This is a genomic window from Pseudomonas sp. NFIX49 (assembly GCF_900115915.1).
GTDB lineage: Bacteria > Pseudomonadota > Gammaproteobacteria > Pseudomonadales > Pseudomonadaceae > Aquipseudomonas > Aquipseudomonas pharyngis.
In genome coordinates this window covers 660247-680991 of the sequence record NZ_FOYE01000001.1, presented here as the reverse complement: position 1 = coordinate 680991, position 20745 = coordinate 660247, and the positions used below count along the sequence as shown (strand labels likewise).

The window sequence follows — 20745 nt, the reverse complement described above, 5'->3', positions numbered from 1 at the left end:
CACTGCTGATGCTCAGAGTCTAGGTACACATTCTTATCTTTGACCAGGCAAGCTCGCCCATTGCACCAACAACGCTTCCAGCAGCAACGCCGCATTGAGGTTGGCCTTGCTCAGGACTTTCTGGCGCTGGGCGAGAATCCAGTCCTGAATATCCAGCACTTTAGCCTGGGCACTTTTCTGCGCCAGATACTGCACGACCTTGCGCATGTCGGTCAGGCCGAGACCCGATTCATCCTGGGTCAACTGATAGCGCAGGATCAGGCTCGACCAGTCGCAGAACCAGTCGAACAGACGCAGCATCGGAATGTTTTTCCACTCCTCGGCCAGTTGCGTCGGCGATTGTTGCTGCTTGAGCAGCTTCTTCACGCCTTCCACCACCTGCGCGCGCTGTTCACGCACGCCCTGCCCCTGCAACGTGACGGCGGCCAACGGCGAACCGGCGGCCAGGGTCAACAGTTCGACACGTTCGTCTTCGGAGCATTCCGGCAGTGCCTGAGCCAGCCACTGCAGACTCATGGATTCGCTCGGCAGCGGGCAGGCCTGCTGCACGCAGCGGCTTTTGATGGTCGGCAACAACCGGCTCGGCTGGTGGCTGACCAATAACAGCACGGTATCGCCGGACGGCTCTTCAAGGCTCTTGAGCAAGGCGTTGGCGGCGTTGATGTTCATCGACTCCACCGGCTCGATCAGCACCACCTTGCGCCCGCCCAGTTGCGCGGTCTGCACCACGAAACTGACCAGATCGCGCACCTGATCGACCTTGATCGCCTTGTCCGCTTCTTCCGGTTCGAGAATGTAATTGTCCGGGTGGCTGCCGGCCTTGAGCAGCAGGCAGGATTTGCACTCACCGCAGGCTTCAGGCGTCGGACGCTGGCACAGCAGACTGGCCATCAGTCGTTCGGCCAGCGCGCGCTTGCCGATCCCGGCCGGCCCGTGCAGCAGATACGCGTGAGCGTGCTGAGTGCGCCCGGCCAGTTGCTGCCAGAGGCTGTCCTGCCACGGATAGGCCTCAGCCACGGCTCAGCTCCAGCAAGTTCGGAATCAGGGTATCCAGCGATTGTTGAACCTTGGCCAACGGCTGACCGGCATCGATCCGCACGTAGCGCGCCGGATCGGCTTCCGCGCGCTTGAGGAATGCACTGCGCACGGCCTCGAAAAACTCACGGCCTTCCAGCTCGAAACGATCCAGACGACCCCGAGCGCTGGCGCGAGCGAGGCCGATTTCCACCGGCAGATCGAAAATCAGCGTCAGGTCGGGACGCAGGTCGCCCTGCACGAAAGTCTCCAGCGCCGCGATGCGCTCCAGCGACAAGCCGCGACCACCGCCCTGATAGGCGTAAGTCGAATCGGTGAAACGGTCACACAGCACCACCGCACCACGGGCCAGCGCCGGGCGAATGACTTCAGCCAGATGCTGGGCACGGGCGGCGAACACCAGCAACAGCTCGGTGTCCGGGTTCATCACTTCGTCGACCGGGGCCAGCAACACCTCACGAATGCGCTCGGCCAGCGGCGTACCGCCGGGCTCGCGGGTCAGCACCACTTCGATACCGGCGGCGCGCAGGCGCTCGGCGAGGTATTCGCGGTTGGTGCTTTTGCCGGCGCCTTCCGGGCCTTCCAGGGTAATAAACAAGCCAGTCACAGGCAGTCCTTAATCAAAGTCATTGCGTGTTTTGGGGAGCGGAGGCTTCCGGTTCCGGCGTCGGTGCAGGCGCTTGAGCGGGCGGCTGCGGCAACGATTCCGGTGCAGTATCGGGTGAGGCGGCAGGTATCGCCTCCTCGGCTTCCGGAGCGGCCTCGGGCGCTGTTGCAGGCGCCGGGCTCGAGCGGTAATCCGCGCGCCGCTTGAGCTGGTACTCGCGCACCGCGTTGTTGTGCGCGTCCAGATCATCGGAGAACACGTGGCTGCCATCGCCACGGGCAACGAAGTAGAGGCTGGTGCCATCCACCGGATTGAGAGCCGCGTGAATGGCTTCACGTCCGACCATGGCGATCGGCGTCGGCGGCAGGCCGGGAATCATGTAGGTGTTGTACGGCGTGGCTTCCTTGAGATGAGCACGGGTCAGCTTGCCGTTGTAGCGGTCGCCCAGGCCGTAGATCACCGTCGGATCGGTCTGCAACTGCATGCCCAGCGCCATGCGACGTACGAAGACGCCAGCAATCTGGCCACGTTCCTGAGGCACGCCCGTTTCCTTCTCCACCAGCGACGCCATGATCAGCGCCTGATAGGGCTCGGTGTAAGGCACCTCGGCGGAGCGTTTTTCCCACTCCTTGGCCAGCACTTCGTCGAGGCGGTCGAAGGCCTTTTTCAACAGTTCGGTATCGGTCACACCGCGCACGAAGCGGTAGGTGTCGGGGAAGAAGCGGCCTTCAGGGAACAGACCCTTGTGACCGATTTTGGCCATGACCTCGCTGTCACTCAGACCATTGAGAGTCTGTTCGATCTTTTCATCCTTGGCCAGCGCGGCGCGCACTTGATGGAAATTCCAGCCTTCGACCAGCGTCAGGCTGTACTGAACCACATCGCCACGCTTCCACAGGTCGATCAGGCCGTTGACGGTCATGCCCGGTTGCATACGGTACTCGCCCGTATGAATCGGCGTGCCAGCGAGATTGAACCGCCAATAGACCCGCAGCCAGAACGCGTCCTTGATGACGCCATCGGCTTCGAGTCCAAGAAAAGTGCGGGTCGGGGTGGATCCCTTGGGCACATCCAGCAGTTCTTCCTGCGTAATGTTCAGGGGCTGTTCCAGTGCCGAATGAATCTTCCAGGCGCTGGCGCCCAACAGCAGCCCTGCCAGAACCAGTCCGGTTTCCAGCAGCAGCAAAAGTTTACGTCTCACGAATCAGGCATCCAGTAGCGCGCGGGCAATGGTTTGCAGTTTACGGGTGAGCGGGCCAACCGGCCAGCTCAGAGCAGCACAGGCGCGTACCGGCCAGACGCCATACACGCTGTTGCAGACAAAGACTTCATCAGCCCATTGCAGCTGTTCGAGGGGGATGTCGGTGATTTGCACGGGAATGCCCAGGGACTCGGCCTGAAACAATATTTCTGCGCGCATCACGCCGGCCACACCGCAGCGTTTCAGGTCCGCCGTAATCAGCACACCGTCACGTACCAGGAACAGATTGCTGAACACACCTTCGATCACCCGACCGGCCTGATCGAGCATCAAACCTTCGGCATGCTCACTGTCCTGCCATTCTGCGCGGGCAATGACCTGTTCCAGTCGATTGAGGTGTTTGAGCCCGGCGAGCAACGGCTGCCTCGACAGGCGCGTGCTGCACGGAAACAGGCGAACGCCCTGCTCGGCGTGAGCCGCTGGATAAGCGGCGGGAGGATTGCCTTGCAGAATGCGTCGGCCCTGCGCCGAAGGATCCGGCGCATAACCGCGCAATCCGTCGCCACGGGTGAGGATGAGCTTGAGCACACCCTCGCCCATCGCGGCAGCATAGGATTGCAGCTCATGGCGAATCAGCTCGACATCCGTCGCAATGGCCAGACGCATACAGCCGTCGGCCAGACGCGTCAGATGCCGATCCAGCAGCAACGGCTGGCCGCCTCGCACGGCGATGGTCTCGAACAGACCGTCGCCGTAAGCCAGGCCGCGATCTTTCAGCGACAGAGCGTCAGCCGGCAGACCGTCGACCCAGCAGTCCATCAGCCGGCGAACCGACGGAACGCCAACGTGCCGTTGGTGCCGCCAAATCCGAACGAGTTGGACAGCACGACATCGATGTCCATGTTGCGCGCGGTATGCGGCACGAAATCGAGGTCGCAGCCTTCGTCCGGCTCATCGAGGTTGATGGTCGGCGGTGCCACCTGGCTGTTGATCGCCAGCACGCTGAAGATCGCCTCGACCGCGCCCGCCGCACCCAGCAGGTGACCGGTCATGGACTTGGTGGAGCTGACAGCCAGCTTGTAGGCGTGATCACCGAACACCGACTTGATCGCGTTGGCTTCAGCGAGGTCGCCGGCCGGGGTCGAAGTGCCGTGGGCGTTGATGTATTGCACTTGATCGACGTTGATCTTCGCATCGCGCAGCGCGTTGGTGATGCAGCGTGCAGCACCGGCGCCGTCGGCGGGTGGCGAAGTCATGTGGAAGGCGTCGCCACTGGTGCCGAAGCCGATCAGCTCGGCGTAGATGGTTGCGCCACGGGCCTTGGCGTGCTCGAGTTCTTCGAGCACCAGGGCGCCGGCACCGTCGGACAGCACGAAGCCGTCACGGCCCTTGTCCCACGGACGGCTGGCGCGGGTCGGCTCGTCGTTGCGGGTCGACAGCGCACGGGAAGCACCAAAGCCGCCCATGCCCAGACCGCACGCGGCCATCTCGGCACCGCCGGCAATCATCACGTCGGCTTCGTCGTACATGATGTTGCGCGCCGCCATGCCGATGCAGTGCGTACCGGTGGTACACGCCGTGGCGATGGCGTAGTTAGGCCCCTGTGCACCCAAATGGATGGACAGGAAACCGGAAATCATATTGATGATCGAGCCAGGCACAAAGAACGGAGAAATCCGGCGCGGGCCGGTCTCGTGCAGGGTGCGGCTGGTTTCTTCGATGTTGGTCAGACCGCCGATACCCGAACCCATGGCCACGCCTATGCGTTCACGGTTGGCATCGGTGACTTCCAGACCGGCATTGCGTACGGCTTGAAAGCCGGCCGCCAGACCGTACTGAATGAACAGGTCGAGCTTGCGCGCTTCCTTGACCGACAGGTATTCCTCGACATTGAAGCCCTTTACCGAGCCGCCAAAGCGGGTGGAATAGGCAGAAAGGTCGGTGTGTTCGATCAGACCAATGCCACTGCGGCCAGCCAGAATGCCCTGCCAACTGCTCGGCACATCCGTGCCCAGTGGCGACAACATACCCATACCGGTGACTACGACGCGTCTACGCGACACAGCACTCTCCTTTTTCAAATGACGACTTTGCATCAGGCCTAAAGAAAAAACCGCACGCCATGATGGCAGTGCGGTTTTTCCATGACAGCAAGCAACGATTACAAACTATTACGCCTGGTGGCTGGTAACGTAGTCGATTGCAGCTTGTACAGTAGTGATCTTCTCAGCTTCTTCGTCAGGGATTTCGGTCTCGAATTCCTCTTCCAGAGCCATCACCAGCTCAACGGTGTCAAGGGAGTCGGCACCCAGGTCTTCTACGAAGGAAGCGGTGTTGACCACTTCTTCTTCTTTAACACCCAGTTGCTCGGCAACGATTTTCTTGACGCGCTCTTCGATGGTGCTCATACCTTGTTTTCACTCCTAATGGACAAATTCAGGCAGCTGGCCAGTGGGTAAGTGTATAGAAAGACTTTTCAGCTTTTCAACTGAAAGCTTCACTCCTCAAACCCTGCGGCCCTCTGCCTATAAATAGATTGCAGCTTTATAACGGATTTTAGACAGCTCGTATGACATTTTTTTGAAGCAATCCGTCACATTTGAATTACATGTACATCCCGCCGTTAACCGGGATTGTAGCCCCGGTCACGTATGCCGCACCGTCGGATGCAAGAAAAGCGACCACGGACGCGATCTCTTGAGCTTGTCCCAGACGGCCCAGCGGAATCTGCGTCTGCAAGGCTTCACGCTGTGCTTCAGGCAGCTCGCGCGTCATATCGGTGTCGATGAACCCTGGGGTTACCGAGTTGACCGTAATCGAACGCGAACCGACTTCACGCGCCATGGCACGACTGAAACCTTCCAGACCGGCCTTGGCGGCTGCATAGTTTACTTGGCCAGCGTTGCCCATGGCACCCACCACCGAGCCAATACTGATAATTCGGCCCCACCGCGCCTTGGTCATGCCGCGCAGAACGCCCTTGGACAGGCGATACAGACTGTTCAGGTTGGTATCGATCACGTCGTACCACTCGTCGTCTTTCATGCGCATCATCAGGTTATCGCGGGTGATGCCGGCATTGTTGACCAGAATCGCTACCGGCGCACCGAACTGCTCCTGGATGCTCGCCAGCACCTTGGTGACCGATTCGTCGCTGGTGACGTTCAGTTCGAAACCTGCGCCCTGAATGCCGTTTTCCTTCAGGGTCGCAGCAATACGCTCGGCGCCCGAAGCGGAAGTCGCGGTGCCAACAACGATGGCGCCCTGACGACCCAGTTCCAGTGCGATAGCCTGGCCGATGCCACGGCTTGCGCCGGTGACCAGTGCAACTTTACCTTGCAGACTCATGCAAGCTTCTCCTGATTCAGACAGCCGCTGCGCGAGCAGCAGCGAAAGCGTCTGGGGTATTGAGGTTGGAAGTCGAAACGCCTTCGGCGCAACGTTTGTTCAGACCGGCCAGCACTTTGCCAGGGCCACATTCGACCAGGTTGGTCGCGCCTTTGGCGGCCAGGGTCTGGACCGATTCAACCCAGCGAACCGGCTTGTAGAGTTGCTCCAGCAGATCACGCTTGAGGGTTTCCAGATCCGCCGGCACCTGGGCGCTGACGTTCTGTACCACAGGGATCTGCGGCGCCTGCCAGTCGATGGCAGCGATGGACTCGGCGAAGCGCTCGGCAGCCGGGCGCATCAGTTCACAGTGCGACGGCACGCTGACCGGCAGCGGCATGGCGCGCTTGGCGCCACGGGCCTTGCAACCCTCGATGGCGCGTTCAACTGCCGCCTTGGCACCGGCGATCACTACCTGGCCCGGGGAGTTGAAGTTCACCGCGCTGACCACTTCGCCTTGCGCCGCTTCGGCACAGGCAGCGAGAACGTCAGCATCTTCCAGACCGAGGATGGCAGCCATGCCGCCCTGCCCGGCCGGTACGGCTTCCTGCATCAATTGGCCACGGCGCTCGACGAGCTTTACCGCGTCGGCCAGGCTCAAGCTGCCAGCAGCGACCAGCGCGCTGTATTCACCCAGGCTGTGACCGGCAACAAAGGCCGGACGCGCGCCACCTTCAGCCAGCCACAGACGCCACAGGGCGATCGAAGCGGTCAGAATGGCCGGTTGGGTTTTGTCGGTTTGATTGAGCAGCTCTTCCGGGCCCTGCTGGGTCAGCGCCCACAGGTCGTAGCCCAGAGCATCAGATGCTTCTTTGAAAGTTTCAAGGATCAGCGGATGTTGCGCGCCCAGCTCGGCCAGCATGCCGAGGGACTGCGAACCCTGTCCTGGAAAGACGAATGCGAGGGAAGCAGACATGTAACAAGCCCCTAATGATCTTGTCGTCGGAAAAATGGCATCCCGCTAGAGGGACGCAAGAAACTGACAGTTGGATGGCCCTTTGAACCGGGCGGTCACATTTAAGCATTGTCCGACGAAAACGCCTAAGACAACAAATCCTCCAGACGGCCGTGCAGGCGCTCGGGAAGATTCTCCTGAATCTCAATCAGCGCTCGCTGAATCGCACTCTGAAACCCCTGAACCCCGGCCGAACCGTGACTTTTCACAACAATGCCCTGCAAACCGAGGAAGCTTGCGCCGTTATGTCGCGCCGGCGCCAGATCAGCCTGTAGACGCTTCATCAATGGCAGCGCCAGAGCACCAACAGCACGGGAAGCGAGGTTTTTTTTGAACAAGGCCTCGATGCGCGCAGCGATCATCGTCGCCAGGCCTTCGCTGGACTTGAGCAGGATATTGCCGACAAAACCGTCGCACACCACCACATCCGCCTCGCCGCGATACAAGCCGTCACCTTCGATGAAACCGATGTAATTGATACCCCGCGCAGCCTGCAATAACGTCGCAGCCAGCTTGACCTGCTGATTACCCTTGATGTCTTCAGTGCCGATATTCAACAGCGCAACGCGCGGACGGGCAATGCCCAGCGTCTGCGCCGCCACGGACCCCATTACAGCAAACTGCAACAGATGCTCGGCACTGCAATCGACGTTGGCGCCGAGATCAAGCAACTGGCAGTAGCCTTTCTGAGTGGGGATCGCGGCGACCATGGCCGGACGATCAATCCCCGGCAGGGTCTTGAGCACGAATCGCGACAGGGCCATCAGTGCCCCGGTATTGCCGGCACTGACACAGGCCTGGACCTTACCATCACGCAGCAACTCAAGGGCGACACGCATCGACGAGTCCGGCTTGCCACGCAGGGCCTGGGCAGGTTTTTCGTCCATGGTGATGACTTCGGACGCCGGAACAATTGTCAGGCGCGCACGATCGGCAGCCGATTGGCCGGTGATCAGTTCTTCAAGAAGGGAGGGTTGACCGACGAGGGTCAGGTGCAGCGAGGGTGTAGCAGAAAGGCAAGCGAGGCTGGCCTGAACAATGCTGCGGGGACCGAAGTCCCCGCCCATTGCGTCAATCGCGATGACTTGAGCGGACAAGTGATTACTCGTCAGCGCCCTTGTCGATCACTTTACGGCCACGGTATACGCCTTCTGGCGATACGTGGTGACGCAGGTGAACTTCACCAGTGGTTTTTTCTACAGACAGGGTGCTAGCCTCGAGAGCGTCGTGCGAACGGCGCATGTCACGGGCAGAGCGGGATTTTTTGTTCTGCTGAACAGCCATAATTGATTAACTCCTAAACGTTTGGGTCACGCTTTAACTGCGCCAATACACTGAACGGGTTGGACCGCGTTACCTCGTCCTCGCTCGGTTCGGGCTCATCTGCTCCCGCCGGCTGCTGGCATTCTTCCGGATGATGAGCAGGCACAATGGGCAAGGCGAGCAAAAGCTCCTCCTCGATCAGTGACTGCAGATCCAATGGATCTTCGCCCAGTTCCAGCACGTCATAACCTTTCGGTAACGACTGGGTATTCGCACCCTCCTTCACCACGGCGTAACTGCATTCGCTGTGGATCGGCAGGGTGACCAGCTCAAGACAACGCTGGCAAACCATTTTGACTTCGGTGTCGATAAAGCTGTGGATCACCACAGATTTACGTTCATCTCGTTCAAAAACGAATTTGGCCTGCACCGTACCGACATCGTCGGAAAGCGGGTCGCAGAGTCTCTTCAAATCGGCCAGCAGCAGTTCACCTTGGAGGGTGGTGCCACGGTCAGCCAATTTGCGCGGGTCAACGTGAGGTGGAATCGGGTCATTCAACATAGGCGCAGCATTATAGGGATGCACCCACCCATGTCAAAGGAAATTGTGCCCTGTCCGTCACTTGCGCGGCTCCGCTAGAATCTGCCGCCTGCCTCTGGAGATGCGAATGCTGCCTTTATTACTCGCTTCAAGCTCGACCTATCGTCGGGAATTGCTCAGCCGCCTGCGCCTGCCGTTCGTCTGCAGCTCGCCGGATATCGATGAAAGCCATCGCCCGGACGAGTCGGCAATCGAGCTGGTCAAGCGCCTCGCCGAACAGAAAGCCCGAGCCTTGGCCGACAGCCACCCTGCTCACCTGATCATCGGCTCCGATCAGGTTGCGGTACTCGGCGAGCGCATCATCGGCAAGCCGCACACCTTCGAAAATGCCCGCGAACAACTGATGGCCGCCAGCGGCGCCAGCGTGACCTTCCTCACCGGCCTGGCCCTGCTCAACAGCCAGACCGGCCACTGCCAGGTCGACTGCGTGCCTTTCACGGTGCACATGCGCGTACTGGATCAGGCCCGCGTCGAGCGCTATTTGCACGCCGAACAACCCTACGACTGCGCCGGCAGCTTCAAGGCCGAAGGCTTGGGTGTAAGCCTCTTCCAATCCACCGAAGGCCCGGACGCCACCAGCCTGATCGGCCTGCCACTGATTCGCCTGATCGACATGCTGTTGATCGAAGGCGTACAAATTCCCTGACCCACAAAAAACCGGCCCTCAGGCCGGTTTTTCCTTGCAGCAACCGATCAGCGCAACGACGGGCCGTTAAAACCCATCCACATTGCCAGTTTCTCGGCAACGCTGGCACCGAGCTTCTTCGAGAAGCGATCAAACGGCGATTCCTGAACGGTGAAGTCCACCAACTCCTTTTCGCCAATCACGTCACGCGCCACCGAGCTGGCATTGCCCAGACCATCGATCAGCCCCAATGGCAGCGCCTGCTCGCCAGACCAGACCAGCCCGGAGAACAGCTCCGGATGCTCCTTGTCCTTCAGGCGATCACCACGCCCCTGCTTGACGCTGTTGATGAACTGCTTGTGCGTGGTATCCAGCACACTCTGCCAGAACGCCGTTTCTTCCGGCTTCTGCGGCTGGAACGGATCAAGGAACGCCTTGTGCTCGCCGGAGGTGTAAGTGCGGCGCTCGACACCGAGCTTTTCCATGGTGCCGACAAAGCCGTAACCGGCTGCCGTCACACCAATGGAACCCACCAGACTGGCCTTGTCGGCATAAATCTGATCCGCCGCACTGGCAATGTAATAGGCACCGGAAGCGCCCAGGTCGGAAATCACCGCGTACAGCTTGGTGTCGGGATGCAGGCCGCGCAGGCGCTTGATCTCGTCATACACATAACCCGACTGCACCGGACTGCCGCCCGGACTGTTGATGCGCAGGATTACGCCCTTGACCTTCTTGTCCTCAAACGCCGCGCGCAGGCTGCCGACGATATTGTCGGCGCTGGCCGGTTCCTTGTCGGCAATCATGCCGGTGACGTCGATCAGTGCGGTGTAGTTACCACTGCGGGTGGCGCTTTTTTCCATGTCCATCAACGGCGTGAACAGGATCAGTGCAACAAACAGATAAACAAAGGTCAGCAACTTGAAGAAGATGCCCCAGCGCCGCGAACGACGCTGCTCCTGCACGCCGGCAAGCAAGGTCTTTTCCAGCAGCTTCCAGCTTTTCGCATCACCGTCGTCGGCAGTTGCCTTGGCCGGTGCTTTCCATTCGTCGGTCATGCCATCCACCCCAGCAAAAACGTATTAAGCCTGCTGCCCCAGCCAGGCGTGCAATTCGGAAAAATGGTCGATCGACAGTCGCGGCTCGAACTGTTGCAGTGATTCGATCGATTGCGCGCCATAACTGACCGCCACCGAATCCATCCCCGCATTGCGCGCCATCAACAGATCAAAGGACGAGTCACCGACCATCAGCGCTTGCTCGGCACGCACACCGCAATGCGCAAGGATCTGCTCCAGCATCAGAGGGTGCGGCTTGCTTGCAGTTTCATCGGCTGCGCGGGTGATATCGAAATAATCTTCCCAGCCATTGGCCTTGAGCACCCGATCCAGCCCGCGACGATTTTTGCCGGTCGCGACAGCCAGGTGATAGCCCTGCTCGCGAAAGGACGCCATCGACTCGACTACGCCTTCGAACAACGGCGAAGGCACGGCTTCTGCAGCGATGTAGTGATCCGCGTAATACTCGCGAAACAAGGTCATTTCGGTATCGCTGATTTCCGGATACAAGGTGCGGATCGCCTCGGGCAAGCCCAGACCGATGATGCCTTTAACGGCAAAATCATCACGCAACTCGAAACCTGAACGCCCGGACGCCGAGTGCATCGCCTCGACAATCCGATGAATGGAATCGGCCAGGGTGCCGTCCCAATCAAAAATCAGCAGCTTGTAATCAGATGGGCGCACTCAATCGCTCCACAGTCTTGGCCCACATTTCATCGACTGGTGCCTGCAACTTGAGTTCACCGCCATCGGGCAGCGGCACGGTCAGCATGTAGGCGTGCAGGAACAGGCGCTTGCCGCCCAGATCACGGATTTCCTTACTGAAACCGTCATCGCCGTATTTGGTGTCGCCGGCAATGCAGTGCCCGGCGTGCAACGTGTGGACGCGGATTTGGTGCGTGCGACCGGTGATCGGTTTGGCCTCGATCAAAGTGGCAAAATCGCCGAAGCGACGCAGGACCTTGAACACGGTCACAGACTCCTTGCCCTCCTCCTCGTCGACCTCGACCATGCGCTCACCGGAGCGCAGATTGCTCTTGCCGAGCGCCGCACGGACCTGCTTGATCGAGGTCGCCCAGTTGCCGCGAACCAGTGCCATGTAGCGCTTGTCGACACCGTCACCGCGCAACGCGGCATGCAAGTGACGCAACATGCTGCGTTTCTTGGCGATCATCAGCAGGCCGGAGGTGTCGCGATCGAGACGGTGAACCAGCTCGAGCTCCTTGGCATCGGGGCGCAACTGACGAAAGGCTTCGATAACGCCGTAATTCAGGCCGCTGCCACCGTGAACCGCAATGCCGGCGGGCTTGTTGATCACGATCAGGGCTTTGTCTTCGTAGACAATCGAGGCTTCCAGGCGCTGCAACAGGCCTTGGGCCAAAGGCACCGGTTCGTCACGCTCAGGCACGCGCACTGGCGGCACGCGCACGATATCGCCGGCCTGCAGCTTGTATTCGGGCTTGATCCGACCTTTGTTCACGCGCACTTCGCCCTTGCGCAAAATGCGGTAAATCAAGGTTTTGGGCACGCCTTTGAGCCGGGCGAGGAGGAAATTGTCGATTCGTTGGCCGGCATATTCCGGCGAGACCTCAAGCAGTTGAACGCCTGGAGTCGTAGGGGCAGTAGTCGTCATGGCGCGGATAATAACAATTTTTTATGGAATTGAAGCACTTAATCATTGCTGCTATAGTCGCGAACGCCGCCAAAAGCGGCCTGGACAGAGGAATCACGGTCAAAAACCGGCCCTGACCAACGCAATTCACCAGGACGCGAGGCCGTCCTACGGGGCTTTTGCTACGTAACGGTGGAGTTTGCAGCTGTAACAAGCGCAGGTGACATGAGGCCTGAATCACGCCGCAAAGCAGAGTTTTGACTCGCCACGCGAGCCATATTCACGGCCAGTTCACAAAGTGCAGTCAGCCGCGGATGACCCCGAGCGAAGACTCCGGAAACACCGCCTGAATTAGCCATGATGCGTGACCTCCCCTTTCGGAGCTCACGGTAAATGCCAACCCGCTGCGGATTCTGCGCGCGGCAGCACCCGAATTATCAGGGATACGTGTAGGGTGGAGATGCACAACCGCTGGACTGTGTAGCAACAGGTTTTATCAAGACGCTTCATCTCGTCCACAGCCACCGGTTGATTCCTCCTCCTGACTGAGTGCTTAAGTAGCCACAGCAAGCAGGACGCGTACGTCGCGATAACGGCCCAATTGGCCGGACATCGCTGGACACGGGAATGGCCAACCACTCCCGACGCACCTGACACCGACCGTGAGAAGTCGTGTGTGCCGAACGCCGTTTCCGGCAGCCCGGAAACCGACGGTACTACATGAAAAGAATGCTGATTAACGCAACTCAACCCGAAGAGTTGCGTGTTGCACTGGTAGATGGCCAGCGCCTCTACGACCTGGACATCGAATCCGGTGCACGCGAGCAGAAGAAGGCCAACATCTATAAAGGCCGCATCACTCGCATCGAACCAAGCCTTGAGGCTGCCTTTGTCGATTTCGGCTCCGAGCGCCACGGCTTCCTGCCCCTCAAAGAAATCTCCCGCGAATACTTCAAGAAAGCCCCTGAAGGCCGCGTCAACATCAAGGACGTCCTGAGCGAAGGCCAGGAAGTCATCGTTCAGGTCGAAAAAGAAGAACGTGGCAACAAGGGCGCAGCCCTGACCACCTTCATCAGCCTGGCCGGTCGTTACCTCGTTCTGATGCCGAACAACCCGCGTGCCGGCGGCATCTCCCGTCGCATCGAAGGCGAAGAGCGCAACGAACTGCGTGAAGCGCTGAACGGTCTGGTCGCTCCGGCCGATATGGGGCTGATCGTGCGCACTGCCGGCCTTGGCCGCAGCAGCGAAGAAATGCAGTGGGACCTCGATTACCTGCTGCAACTGTGGACCGCCATCAAAGAAGCCTCGCTGGATCGTTCCGCGCCGTTCCTGATCTACCAGGAAAGCAACGTGATCATCCGCGCCATCCGCGATTACCTGCGCCAGGACATCGGCGAAGTGCTGATCGACAGCGTTGAAGCCCAGGACGAAGCCCTGACCTTCATCCGCCAGGTGATGCCGCAGTACGCCAGCAAGATCAAGCTGTACGAAGACAGCGTTCCGCTGTTCAACCGTTTCCAGATCGAAAGCCAGATCGAGACCGCTTTCCAGCGCGTCGTCGAACTGCCATCCGGCGGCTCCATCGTCATCGATCCGACCGAAGCCCTGGTGTCCATCGACATCAACTCGGCGCGCGCCACCAAAGGTAGCGACATCGAAGAAACCGCCCTGCAGACCAACCTTGAAGCCGCCGAAGAAATCGCCCGTCAGTTGCGCCTGCGCGACATCGGCGGCCTGATCGTCATCGACTTCATCGACATGACCCCTGCCAAGAACCAGCGCGCCGTGGAAGAGAAAGTCCGCGAATGCCTGGAAGCCGACCGCGCCCGCGTGCAGATCGGCCGCATCTCGCGCTTCGGCCTGCTGGAAATGTCCCGTCAGCGCCTGCGTCCTTCGCTGGGCGAAAGCAGCGGCATCGTCTGCCCGCGCTGCAGCGGCACCGGCATCATCCGTGACGTCGAATCGCTGTCCCTGGCGATCCTGCGTCTGATCGAAGAAGAAGCCCTGAAAGACCGCACCGCCGAAGTTCGCGCTCAAGTGCCAATCCCGGTGGCCGCGTTCCTTCTCAATGAAAAACGCAACTCGATCACCAAGATCGAACTGCGCACTCGCGCCCGCATCGTCATCCTGCCGAACGATCACCTCGAAACCCCGCACTTCGAAGTTCAGCGCCTGCGTGACGACAGCCCGGAAGCCGCAACCAACCAGTCCAGCTACGAAATCGCTGCCGCTGCCGCCGATGTCGAAGACGTCCAGCCAGCCGCCGCGACCCGCACCCTGGTTCGCCAGGAAGCCGCGGTCAAGACCGCTCCGGCCCGCGCCAACGCTCCGGTTCCGACCGAAGTCGCCGCTCCGGCCCCGGCACCTGCTCCGGTTGCTGCGCCAGAGCCAAGCCTGTTCAAAGGCCTGGTGAAGTCGCTGGTCAGCCTGTTCGCCACCAAGGAAGAGCCGGTTGCTCCGGTCGTGGTTGAAAAACCAGCCACCGAGCGTCCGGCCCGCAACGAAGAGCGTCGCAACGGTCGTCAGCAGAGCCGCAACCGTAACGGTCGCCGCGATGAAGAACGCAAGCCGCGCGAAGAGCGTGCACCGCGTGAAGAGCGCGCACCACGTGAGCCGCGTGAAGAGCGTCAACCGCGCGAACCACGTGAAGTCCGCGAGCCACGCGAATCCCGTGACGAAGCACCGGTAGCCCGCGAAGAACGCGCACCACGCGCGCCTCGCGAAGAACGTGCACCACGTGCTCCGCGTGAAGATCGCAAGCCGCGTGGCGAGCGTGAAGAACGCGTACGTGAACTGCGCGAGCCGCTGGATGCCGCTCCGGCCGTTGCTGCCGCCGCCACCGCTGAAGAGCGTCCGGCCCGTCAGCCACGTGAAGAACGTGCGCCACGTCCTCCGCGTGAAGAGCGTCAACCGCGCGCCGAACAGGCCGCTGCTGCCGTCGCTGAAGAAGAAACCACCACCAACGAAGAGCAACTGCCGGAAGACGGTTCGGAGAACGCCGAAGGCGATCGTCCACGCCGCCGCTCCCGTGGTCAGCGTCGTCGCAGCAACCGTCGCGAGCGTCAGCGTGATGCCAATGGCAACGTGATCGAAGGTTCGGAAGAGTCCGAGACCGGCGAAAACGCCCAGGCGCCAAGCACTGCCGATCTGGCTGCTGGTCTGGCTGTTACCGCTGCTGTTGCCAGCACCGTGATCAGCGCTCCGGCTGAAGCTCAGGCCCACGAGCAAGCTGAACGCGCTACCGCTGCAACACTGGAAACTGCTCCAGTAGAAGCGCCGGTTGTTGAAGCCACCACTCCGGTCGTAGCACCTGCTGCTCCGGAAGTCGAAGTAGCTCCGGCTCGCGAAGCTCAGCCTCAGGTTGAAGTCGCTGCCGAACCAGCTGTGTCCTTTGAAGCGCCAGCCGTCGCTGAACAGTCGGTTGTCGAAACCGTCGCTGAAACCGTGACCGAAACCGTGCGTGAAGTTCGCGAAGAACAGACCGCGTTCAACTGGGTCGCCGAGCCGGCTGTCACTGAAACACCAGCGCCAGTGGTTGAAGCGCCTGTTGTTGAAGAAGCCAAGGCTGCCGAGCCAGTAGTTGTTGCTGAACCGGCACCGGTCGTTGAAGCCCCTGTGGTTGAAGCGCCAGTAGTAGCCGAAGCACCAGCGCCAGTGGTTGAAGCTGCTCCGGTCAGCGCCCTGACCCCAAGCGGCCGCGCGCCGAACGACCCGCGCGAAGTGCGTCGTCGCAAGCGTGAAGAAGAGCGTCTGCAGAAGGAAGCCGAGCTGGCTGCCGCCGCTGCTGCTCCAGCTGCCGACGTGGTCGAGGCGGCTCCTGCCCCGGTCGCTGAGGAAGTTGCCGTTGAAGCCGTGATTGCCGAAGCACCACGCTCCGTTCAGGAAGCGGTCGAGCAACACGAAGAGGCCCAGGAAAAAGAACACGAGCCTAAACCCCTCGTCTGATTCCAAAAGCCACTAAAAAGCCCCGCCTGGTGATCCAGGCGGGGCTTTTTTATGCCTCAAGGTTTTATCAGGACAGCTGGAAAACCAGCGCATCCGGCACATCGACATCCCACAACACCCCTGGGTCATCCACCGCGACTTCAATCACCCGACCTTGGGCAAACAACGGTCGCGCGCCTCGATCACCGGACAAAGCCATCAGCCCCGCTCCGTACGAACGACCAAACCCGACCGGATGCCCATAATCACCGTTCAACGTCGGTACGCTGACCGCATCCTCGGCCATCGCCGCCACGACCCGCTCAATACTCGACGGCAGGATGAACGGCATGTCGCCCAGCACAATCAGCCAGCCATCGGCTTCCGGGCAAGCCGCCACACCCGCCGCGATGCTGTCGCCCATTCCCGTGGACTCGATCGAGACAATGTCACACCCGTAAGCCTGCGCCATGCGCATCGCCTGCGGCCGCGCCTCGGTCGTCACCAGCACCCGCTGGTCGAGACTCGCCGGCAGGTTCACCAACACCTGCTCGATCACCGAACGCACCGCGCCGTCGCGCCCGGTGCAATCAGCCAGCAGCTTGTCCTTGTCGACACCCGCCACTTCGCGAAAGCGGCTGCCCTCGCCCGCCGCCAGCACAATCACTCCGATGGATCGGCTCATACGCTCTCCAGTGTCTTCTTCTGCTTGAGCTCGACACCATTCTTGATCGCGACGATTTCCGCCAACAGCGACAGGGCGATTTCCGCCGGTGAATGGCTGCCGATATGCAAACCGATCGGCCCGTGCAAACGGGCGATGGCCGCTTCCGACAAGCCTAGCTCAGCCAGGTTTTCCCGACGCTTGCGGCTGTTGACCCGTGAGCCGAGTGCGCCGACGTAGAACGCCTTGGAGTCGAGCGCCGTGAGCAACGCCATGTCATCCAGCCGTGGGTCGTGAGTCAGCGCGACAATCGCCGTGCGTTCATCGGTCTGGATATTCAGCACTGCTTCGTCCGGCATGCCGGGGACAAAACGTCCATGCTGCTCTTCCCAGCCATAGACGAACTCGGTGCGCGGATCACAGATCAGTACTTCGAAATCCAGCAATCGCGCCATCTCGGCCACATACCGCGACAACTGCCCGGCGCCGATCAACAGCAGGCGCCAGCGCGGGCCGTAAATGGCGCGCAGGGTCTGGCCGTCGAAACTCAAGACATCGGTCTTGCCGGCCGGTCGCAACACCACCTCGCCAGTGCCGATGTTCAGCTCGCGCGCGACGATTTCGTGGGCCTCGCAGCGATCCAGCAACTCGGCGACCCACGCCGGATCGCCGACCCGCTCCTCGGTCAGGCGCAGGGTGCCGCCGCAAGGCAGGCCGAAGCGCGCCGCTTCTTCCTGCGTCACGCCGTAGGTGATCAACTGCACCGGCGGCCCGTCGGCGGGAATCCGTCCGTCGTGCAGCCGGGCTATCAGATCGTCCTCGACGCACCCGCCGGACACCGAACCGATCACCACGCCATCTTCGCGCAACGCCAGCATTGCGCCGGGTGCCCGGGGCGCGGTGCCCCAGGTCTGCACGACGCTGAACAACATTACCCGCTGTCCGGCGCGGCGCCATTCGAGCACGCTGCGCAGGACATTAAGATCGGCGCTGTCCATTACGCTTGCGCCTTCTGCCAGCCCTGCAACTGGTAACGCACCGGCAGGTTACGGATGCGCTGGCCGGTGGCGGCGAAGATCGCATTGCACAGCGCCGGCGCAATCGGCGGCACGCCCGGTTCGCCGACGCCACCCAGCGGCACCTCGCCCGGCGGCGTTACCAGATGCACCGCGACTTCCTTCGGCGCCAACGACATGCGCGCGACTTCATACATATGGAAGTTGTCCTGCTGCACCTTGCCGTCCTTGAAGCTGATTTCGCCCCACACGGCGTTGCCCAGGCCCATCACGCAGGCGCCTTCGAACTGCGAACGGATGCGCTCGGGGTTGATCTGCGGGCCGCAATCCACGGCGATATCGGCCTTGTGCACGATCAGCGTGCCGTCGTCCTTGACCTCGACTTCGATCACCGCCGCCACATAGGTGACGAAGCTGTAATGCACCGCCAATCCGAGACCACGACCCTTGGGCAATTGACGCCCCCACCCCGCCGCCTTGGCTGCCGTTTCGAGCACGGTGCGCATGCGCCCGGTGTCGATCGGATAACGCTCGGGGGATTCGCCGTAATTCCACTCTTCACTGAGCGTACGCGGGTCGATCTGCCGATCCGGGCCGAGCAATTTGATCTGGTACTTGAGCGGATCCTCCTTGGCTTTGTGCGCCAGTTCATCGACGAAGCTCTGGATCGCGAAGCCATGGGGAATGTTCGACACCGAGCGATACCAGCCCACCCGCGTGTGCACCGTGGCCTCAGGGTTTTCCAGGCGCACGTTGGGAATCGCGTAGGCCATGTTGGTGAAACCCATGCCCAGCTCGAAGGCGGCTTCGTGGTTCATGCCCGGTGCGAACAGCGCGGTGATGCTCGGCGCCACCGTGCGGTGCAACCAGGCGGACGGCAAACCGTCCTTGCCCACACCGGCCTTGAGGTATTCGGCGGACACAGTGTGGAAATACGAGTTGTGGATGTCGTCTTCCCGGGTCCACTGCACACGCACCGCTTTGCCGGGGAATTCCTTGGCGAGCACAGCAGCCTCAACGACGAAGTCCGGTTTGGACTTGCGCCCGAATCCACCGCCCAGCAGCGTGACATTGAAAGTGACGTTATCGAACGGCAGCCCCAGGCGTTCAGCGATCCGCTCGCGGGTGACCTGCGGCGCCTGGCTCGGTGCCCAGGCTTCGCAAGTGCCATCCTTGTAACGGGCGATGGCGACCATCGGCTCCATCGGTGCCTGGGCCAGATGCGGCAAGTAATAAGAGGCTTCGAGCGTGCTGGCGGCGCTGCCGATGGCTTTGTCGATGTCGCCGGTATTGCGCACCACTTTGCCCGGTTTCAGCGAAGCGCCTTCGATCTCTTTGCGATAGGCGACCGAGTCATAAGTGGCGTTCGGGCCATCGTCCCACTCGATCTTCAGCGCTTCACGGCCCTTCAATGCCGCCCAGGTGTTGCTGGCCACCACGGCCACGCCGCCCAATGGCTGGAATTCCGAAGGCAATGGCCGGGGCTCGATCTGGATGACTTTGAGGACGCCCGGCACTTTCAGCGCGGCGCTGTCATCCACCGACTTGACCTTGCCGCCATACACCGCCGGACGCGCGATAACCGCGAACAGCAGGCCGTCGAAATGCACGTCGGCCCCGTACACCGCGCGGCCATTGACGATGTCGGCACCGTCGATGGCTTTGGTGCCTTCCTTGCCGATGTAGCGGAATTCCGACGGTTGCTTGAGCCGCAGACTGTCACGGGCCGGCACCGTCAGCGCACTGGCCGCAGCGGCCAGCTCACCGTAACCCAGCTCACGCCCGGACGGTGTGTGAATGACTTTATGCAGTTGCGCGCGGCATTCGCCGACCGGCACCTTCCACTGCGCAGCGGCGGCTTGTTCCAGCATGGTACGGGCGGCGGCGCCGCAACGGCGCATCGGTTCGTACCAGTGCCGCATGCTGCGCGAGCCGTCGGTGTCCTGGTTGCCGAAGCGCACCTCATCACCCGGCGCCTGCTGAACCTTGACGTGCGCCCAGTCGGCTTCCAGTTCATCGGCGACCACCATGGTCAGGCTGGTGCGCACGCCCTGGCCCATTTCCGAACGGTTACAGACCACGGTCACCGTGCCGTCGGCGGCAATGCTGACGTAGACCTTCGGATCGTCGATCCAGCCGTTGGGCATGCCATCGGCGCCGAACTGCTTGGGCTTGTCTTCGGCCAGCGCATCCTGCCAGCCCCAGCTCGCCGCCAGCACCAGCGCACCCGTGGCGCCGACGCCCTTGAGGAAGCCCCGGCGACTCAGGTTGCTCAGGGCAAAATCGTTCGGTAGACGGCTCATGCCTTGGCCTCCTTCAGGTGAGTGGATGCCTGACGGATCGCGGTCTTGATCCGGTTATAGGTACCGCAGCGGCAAATGTTGCCGACCATCGCTTCTTCGATCTGCTCGTCGCTCGGGTTCGGGTTGGTCTTGAGCAACGCGGTGGCGGACATGATCTGGCCGCCCTGGCAGTAACCGCATTGGGCCACAGCGGTGTCGAGCCAGGCTTGCTGGACGATCTGACCGACCGGGTCGGCATGCAGGTTGTCGATGGTGGTCACGTTCTGCCCGACCACCGAACCGATCGGGGTGATGCAACTGCGCGCCGGCGCGCCGTCGATATGAATGGTGCATGCACCGCACAGGCCCATGCCGCAGCCGAACTTGGTGCCGTTGTAACCGGCGACGTCGCGGATCGCCCACAACAGCGGCATGTCCTCGGTGACATCGAGTGGATGATCTTGACCATTGAGTTTCAGGGTAATCATGGGCACGCCCGCATATTCTTGGAG

20 protein-coding genes are annotated in these 20745 nt (G+C 61.2%); 2 read left to right on the top strand and 18 right to left on the bottom strand.

Features of this window, described 5'->3' with window-relative positions; genetic code table 11:
• Window positions 1-33: 33 nt before the first annotated feature.
• The 11 genes from BMZ46_RS03125 to BMZ46_RS03075 form a co-directional block, all read right to left on the bottom strand.
• The gene (locus BMZ46_RS03125) at window positions 34-1017 is read right to left on the bottom strand and encodes a DNA polymerase III subunit delta' (RefSeq protein ID WP_039770660.1); all 984 of its coding nucleotides are present in this window, start codon (window positions 1015-1017) and stop codon (window positions 34-36) included.
• Window positions 1010-1642, bottom strand: coding sequence for a dTMP kinase (gene tmk / locus BMZ46_RS03120; RefSeq protein WP_007950797.1), 633 nt, complete (start codon window positions 1640-1642; stop codon window positions 1010-1012). The genes BMZ46_RS03125 and tmk overlap by 8 nt, the downstream gene beginning before the upstream one ends.
• Before the next feature lie 19 nt (window positions 1643-1661).
• Window positions 1662-2843: an endolytic transglycosylase MltG gene (gene mltG / locus BMZ46_RS03115; protein ID WP_074688101.1), complete on the bottom strand. Its 1182-nt coding sequence runs from the start codon at window positions 2841-2843 to the stop codon at window positions 1662-1664.
• A gap of 3 nt (window positions 2844-2846) precedes the next feature.
• Window positions 2847-3662 carry an aminodeoxychorismate lyase gene (gene pabC, locus BMZ46_RS03110; protein ID WP_074688103.1) on the bottom strand — a complete coding sequence of 272 codons (816 nt, stop codon included), beginning with the start codon at window positions 3660-3662 and terminating at the stop codon, window positions 2847-2849.
• The gene (fabF, locus tag BMZ46_RS03105; RefSeq protein ID WP_007908259.1) at window positions 3662-4906 is read right to left on the bottom strand and encodes a beta-ketoacyl-ACP synthase II; all 1245 of its coding nucleotides are present in this window, start codon (window positions 4904-4906) and stop codon (window positions 3662-3664) included. Before fabF ends, pabC begins: the two co-directional genes overlap by 1 nt.
• A 108-nt stretch (window positions 4907-5014) precedes the next feature.
• Window positions 5015-5251, bottom strand: coding sequence for an acyl carrier protein (gene acpP, locus BMZ46_RS03100; RefSeq protein ID WP_003175607.1), 237 nt, complete (start codon window positions 5249-5251; stop codon window positions 5015-5017).
• Between the two features lie 196 nt (window positions 5252-5447).
• Window positions 5448-6191 carry a 3-oxoacyl-ACP reductase FabG gene (gene fabG / locus BMZ46_RS03095; protein WP_007950790.1) on the bottom strand — a complete coding sequence of 248 codons (744 nt, stop codon included), beginning with the start codon at window positions 6189-6191 and terminating at the stop codon, window positions 5448-5450.
• Window positions 6192-6207: 16 nt separating this feature from the next.
• On the bottom strand, window positions 6208-7146 hold the full coding sequence (gene fabD, locus BMZ46_RS03090; protein WP_007950787.1) for an ACP S-malonyltransferase: 939 nt from the start codon (window positions 7144-7146) through the stop codon (window positions 6208-6210).
• Between the two features lie 125 nt (window positions 7147-7271).
• A complete protein-coding gene (plsX, locus tag BMZ46_RS03085) occupies window positions 7272-8282 on the bottom strand; it encodes a phosphate acyltransferase PlsX (protein ID WP_074688106.1) in 1011 nt (336 codons plus the stop codon).
• Between the two features lie 4 nt (window positions 8283-8286).
• Window positions 8287-8469: a 50S ribosomal protein L32 gene (gene rpmF / locus BMZ46_RS03080; RefSeq protein WP_003179396.1), complete on the bottom strand. Its 183-nt coding sequence runs from the start codon at window positions 8467-8469 to the stop codon at window positions 8287-8289.
• Window positions 8470-8482: 13 nt separating this feature from the next.
• A complete protein-coding gene (locus BMZ46_RS03075) occupies window positions 8483-9010 on the bottom strand; it encodes a YceD family protein (protein ID WP_003204262.1) in 528 nt (175 codons plus the stop codon).
• A 106-nt stretch (window positions 9011-9116) separates the two neighbouring features.
• On the opposite strand from BMZ46_RS03075, the gene BMZ46_RS03070 reads away from it, so the two are divergent.
• Window positions 9117-9695 carry a Maf family protein gene (locus BMZ46_RS03070; protein ID WP_074688108.1) on the top strand — a complete coding sequence of 193 codons (579 nt, stop codon included), beginning with the start codon at window positions 9117-9119 and terminating at the stop codon, window positions 9693-9695.
• A gap of 47 nt (window positions 9696-9742) precedes the next feature.
• Here BMZ46_RS03070 and sppA read toward each other — a convergent pair whose 3' ends face one another.
• The 3 genes from sppA to rluC are packed head-to-tail and all read right to left on the bottom strand — an operon-like array spanning window position 9743 to window position 12368.
• Window positions 9743-10732, bottom strand: a complete 990-nt coding sequence (gene sppA / locus BMZ46_RS03065; RefSeq protein WP_039770673.1) for a signal peptide peptidase SppA — start codon at window positions 10730-10732, stop codon at window positions 9743-9745.
• A gap of 24 nt (window positions 10733-10756) precedes the next feature.
• Window positions 10757-11419: an HAD-IA family hydrolase gene (locus tag BMZ46_RS03060; protein ID WP_039770675.1), complete on the bottom strand. Its 663-nt coding sequence runs from the start codon at window positions 11417-11419 to the stop codon at window positions 10757-10759.
• Window positions 11406-12368, bottom strand: coding sequence for a 23S rRNA pseudouridine(955/2504/2580) synthase RluC (gene rluC / locus BMZ46_RS03055; protein WP_039770677.1), 963 nt, complete (start codon window positions 12366-12368; stop codon window positions 11406-11408). The genes BMZ46_RS03060 and rluC overlap by 14 nt, the downstream gene beginning before the upstream one ends.
• A gap of 699 nt (window positions 12369-13067) precedes the next feature.
• On the opposite strand from rluC, the gene rne reads away from it, so the two are divergent.
• Window positions 13068-16292 carry a ribonuclease E gene (gene rne, locus BMZ46_RS03050; protein ID WP_074688110.1) on the top strand — a complete coding sequence of 1075 codons (3225 nt, stop codon included), beginning with the start codon at window positions 13068-13070 and terminating at the stop codon, window positions 16290-16292.
• Between the two features lie 67 nt (window positions 16293-16359).
• Here rne and BMZ46_RS03045 read toward each other — a convergent pair whose 3' ends face one another.
• The 4 genes from BMZ46_RS03045 to BMZ46_RS03030 are packed head-to-tail and all read right to left on the bottom strand — an operon-like array spanning window position 16360 to window position 20721.
• On the bottom strand, window positions 16360-16956 hold the full coding sequence (locus BMZ46_RS03045; protein WP_074688112.1) for a nucleotidyltransferase family protein: 597 nt from the start codon (window positions 16954-16956) through the stop codon (window positions 16360-16362).
• Window positions 16953-17933, bottom strand: coding sequence for an XdhC family protein (locus BMZ46_RS03040; protein WP_074688114.1), 981 nt, complete (start codon window positions 17931-17933; stop codon window positions 16953-16955). The genes BMZ46_RS03045 and BMZ46_RS03040 overlap by 4 nt, the downstream gene beginning before the upstream one ends.
• On the bottom strand, window positions 17933-20254 hold the full coding sequence (locus BMZ46_RS03035) for a xanthine dehydrogenase family protein molybdopterin-binding subunit (protein WP_074688116.1): 2322 nt from the start codon (window positions 20252-20254) through the stop codon (window positions 17933-17935). Before BMZ46_RS03035 ends, BMZ46_RS03040 begins: the two co-directional genes overlap by 1 nt.
• Window positions 20251-20721, bottom strand: a complete 471-nt coding sequence (locus tag BMZ46_RS03030; RefSeq protein WP_039770687.1) for a (2Fe-2S)-binding protein — start codon at window positions 20719-20721, stop codon at window positions 20251-20253. Before BMZ46_RS03030 ends, BMZ46_RS03035 begins: the two co-directional genes overlap by 4 nt.
• Window positions 20722-20745 lie beyond the last annotated feature (24 nt).

Excerpts from the sequence above, each read along its gene's own strand:
- BMZ46_RS03070 (WP_074688108.1), top strand. The coding sequence starts at position 9,117 with ATGCTGCCTTTATTACTCGCTTCAAGCTCGACCTATCGTCGGGAATTG.
- rne (WP_074688110.1), top strand. The coding sequence starts at position 13,068 with ATGAAAAGAATGCTGATTAACGCAACTCAACCCGAAGAGTTGCGTGTT.
- BMZ46_RS03040 (WP_074688114.1), bottom strand. The coding sequence starts at position 17,933 with ATGGACAGCGCCGATCTTAATGTCCTGCGCAGCGTGCTCGAATGGCGC.
- BMZ46_RS03045 (WP_074688112.1), bottom strand. The coding sequence starts at position 16,956 with ATGAGCCGATCCATCGGAGTGATTGTGCTGGCGGCGGGCGAGGGCAGC.
- fabD (WP_007950787.1), bottom strand. The coding sequence starts at position 7,146 with ATGTCTGCTTCCCTCGCATTCGTCTTTCCAGGACAGGGTTCGCAGTCC.
- rpmF (WP_003179396.1), bottom strand. The coding sequence starts at position 8,469 with ATGGCTGTTCAGCAGAACAAAAAATCCCGCTCTGCCCGTGACATGCGC.
- acpP (WP_003175607.1), bottom strand. The coding sequence starts at position 5,251 with ATGAGCACCATCGAAGAGCGCGTCAAGAAAATCGTTGCCGAGCAACTG.
- fabG (WP_007950790.1), bottom strand. The coding sequence starts at position 6,191 with ATGAGTCTGCAAGGTAAAGTTGCACTGGTCACCGGCGCAAGCCGTGGC.
- sppA (WP_039770673.1), bottom strand. The coding sequence starts at position 10,732 with ATGACCGACGAATGGAAAGCACCGGCCAAGGCAACTGCCGACGACGGT.
- BMZ46_RS03075 (WP_003204262.1), bottom strand. The coding sequence starts at position 9,010 with ATGTTGAATGACCCGATTCCACCTCACGTTGACCCGCGCAAATTGGCT.
- rluC (WP_039770677.1), bottom strand. The coding sequence starts at position 12,368 with ATGACGACTACTGCCCCTACGACTCCAGGCGTTCAACTGCTTGAGGTC.
- pabC (WP_074688103.1), bottom strand. The coding sequence starts at position 3,662 with ATGGACTGCTGGGTCGACGGTCTGCCGGCTGACGCTCTGTCGCTGAAA.
- BMZ46_RS03035 (WP_074688116.1), bottom strand. The coding sequence starts at position 20,254 with ATGAGCCGTCTACCGAACGATTTTGCCCTGAGCAACCTGAGTCGCCGG.
- BMZ46_RS03030 (WP_039770687.1), bottom strand. The coding sequence starts at position 20,721 with ATGATTACCCTGAAACTCAATGGTCAAGATCATCCACTCGATGTCACC.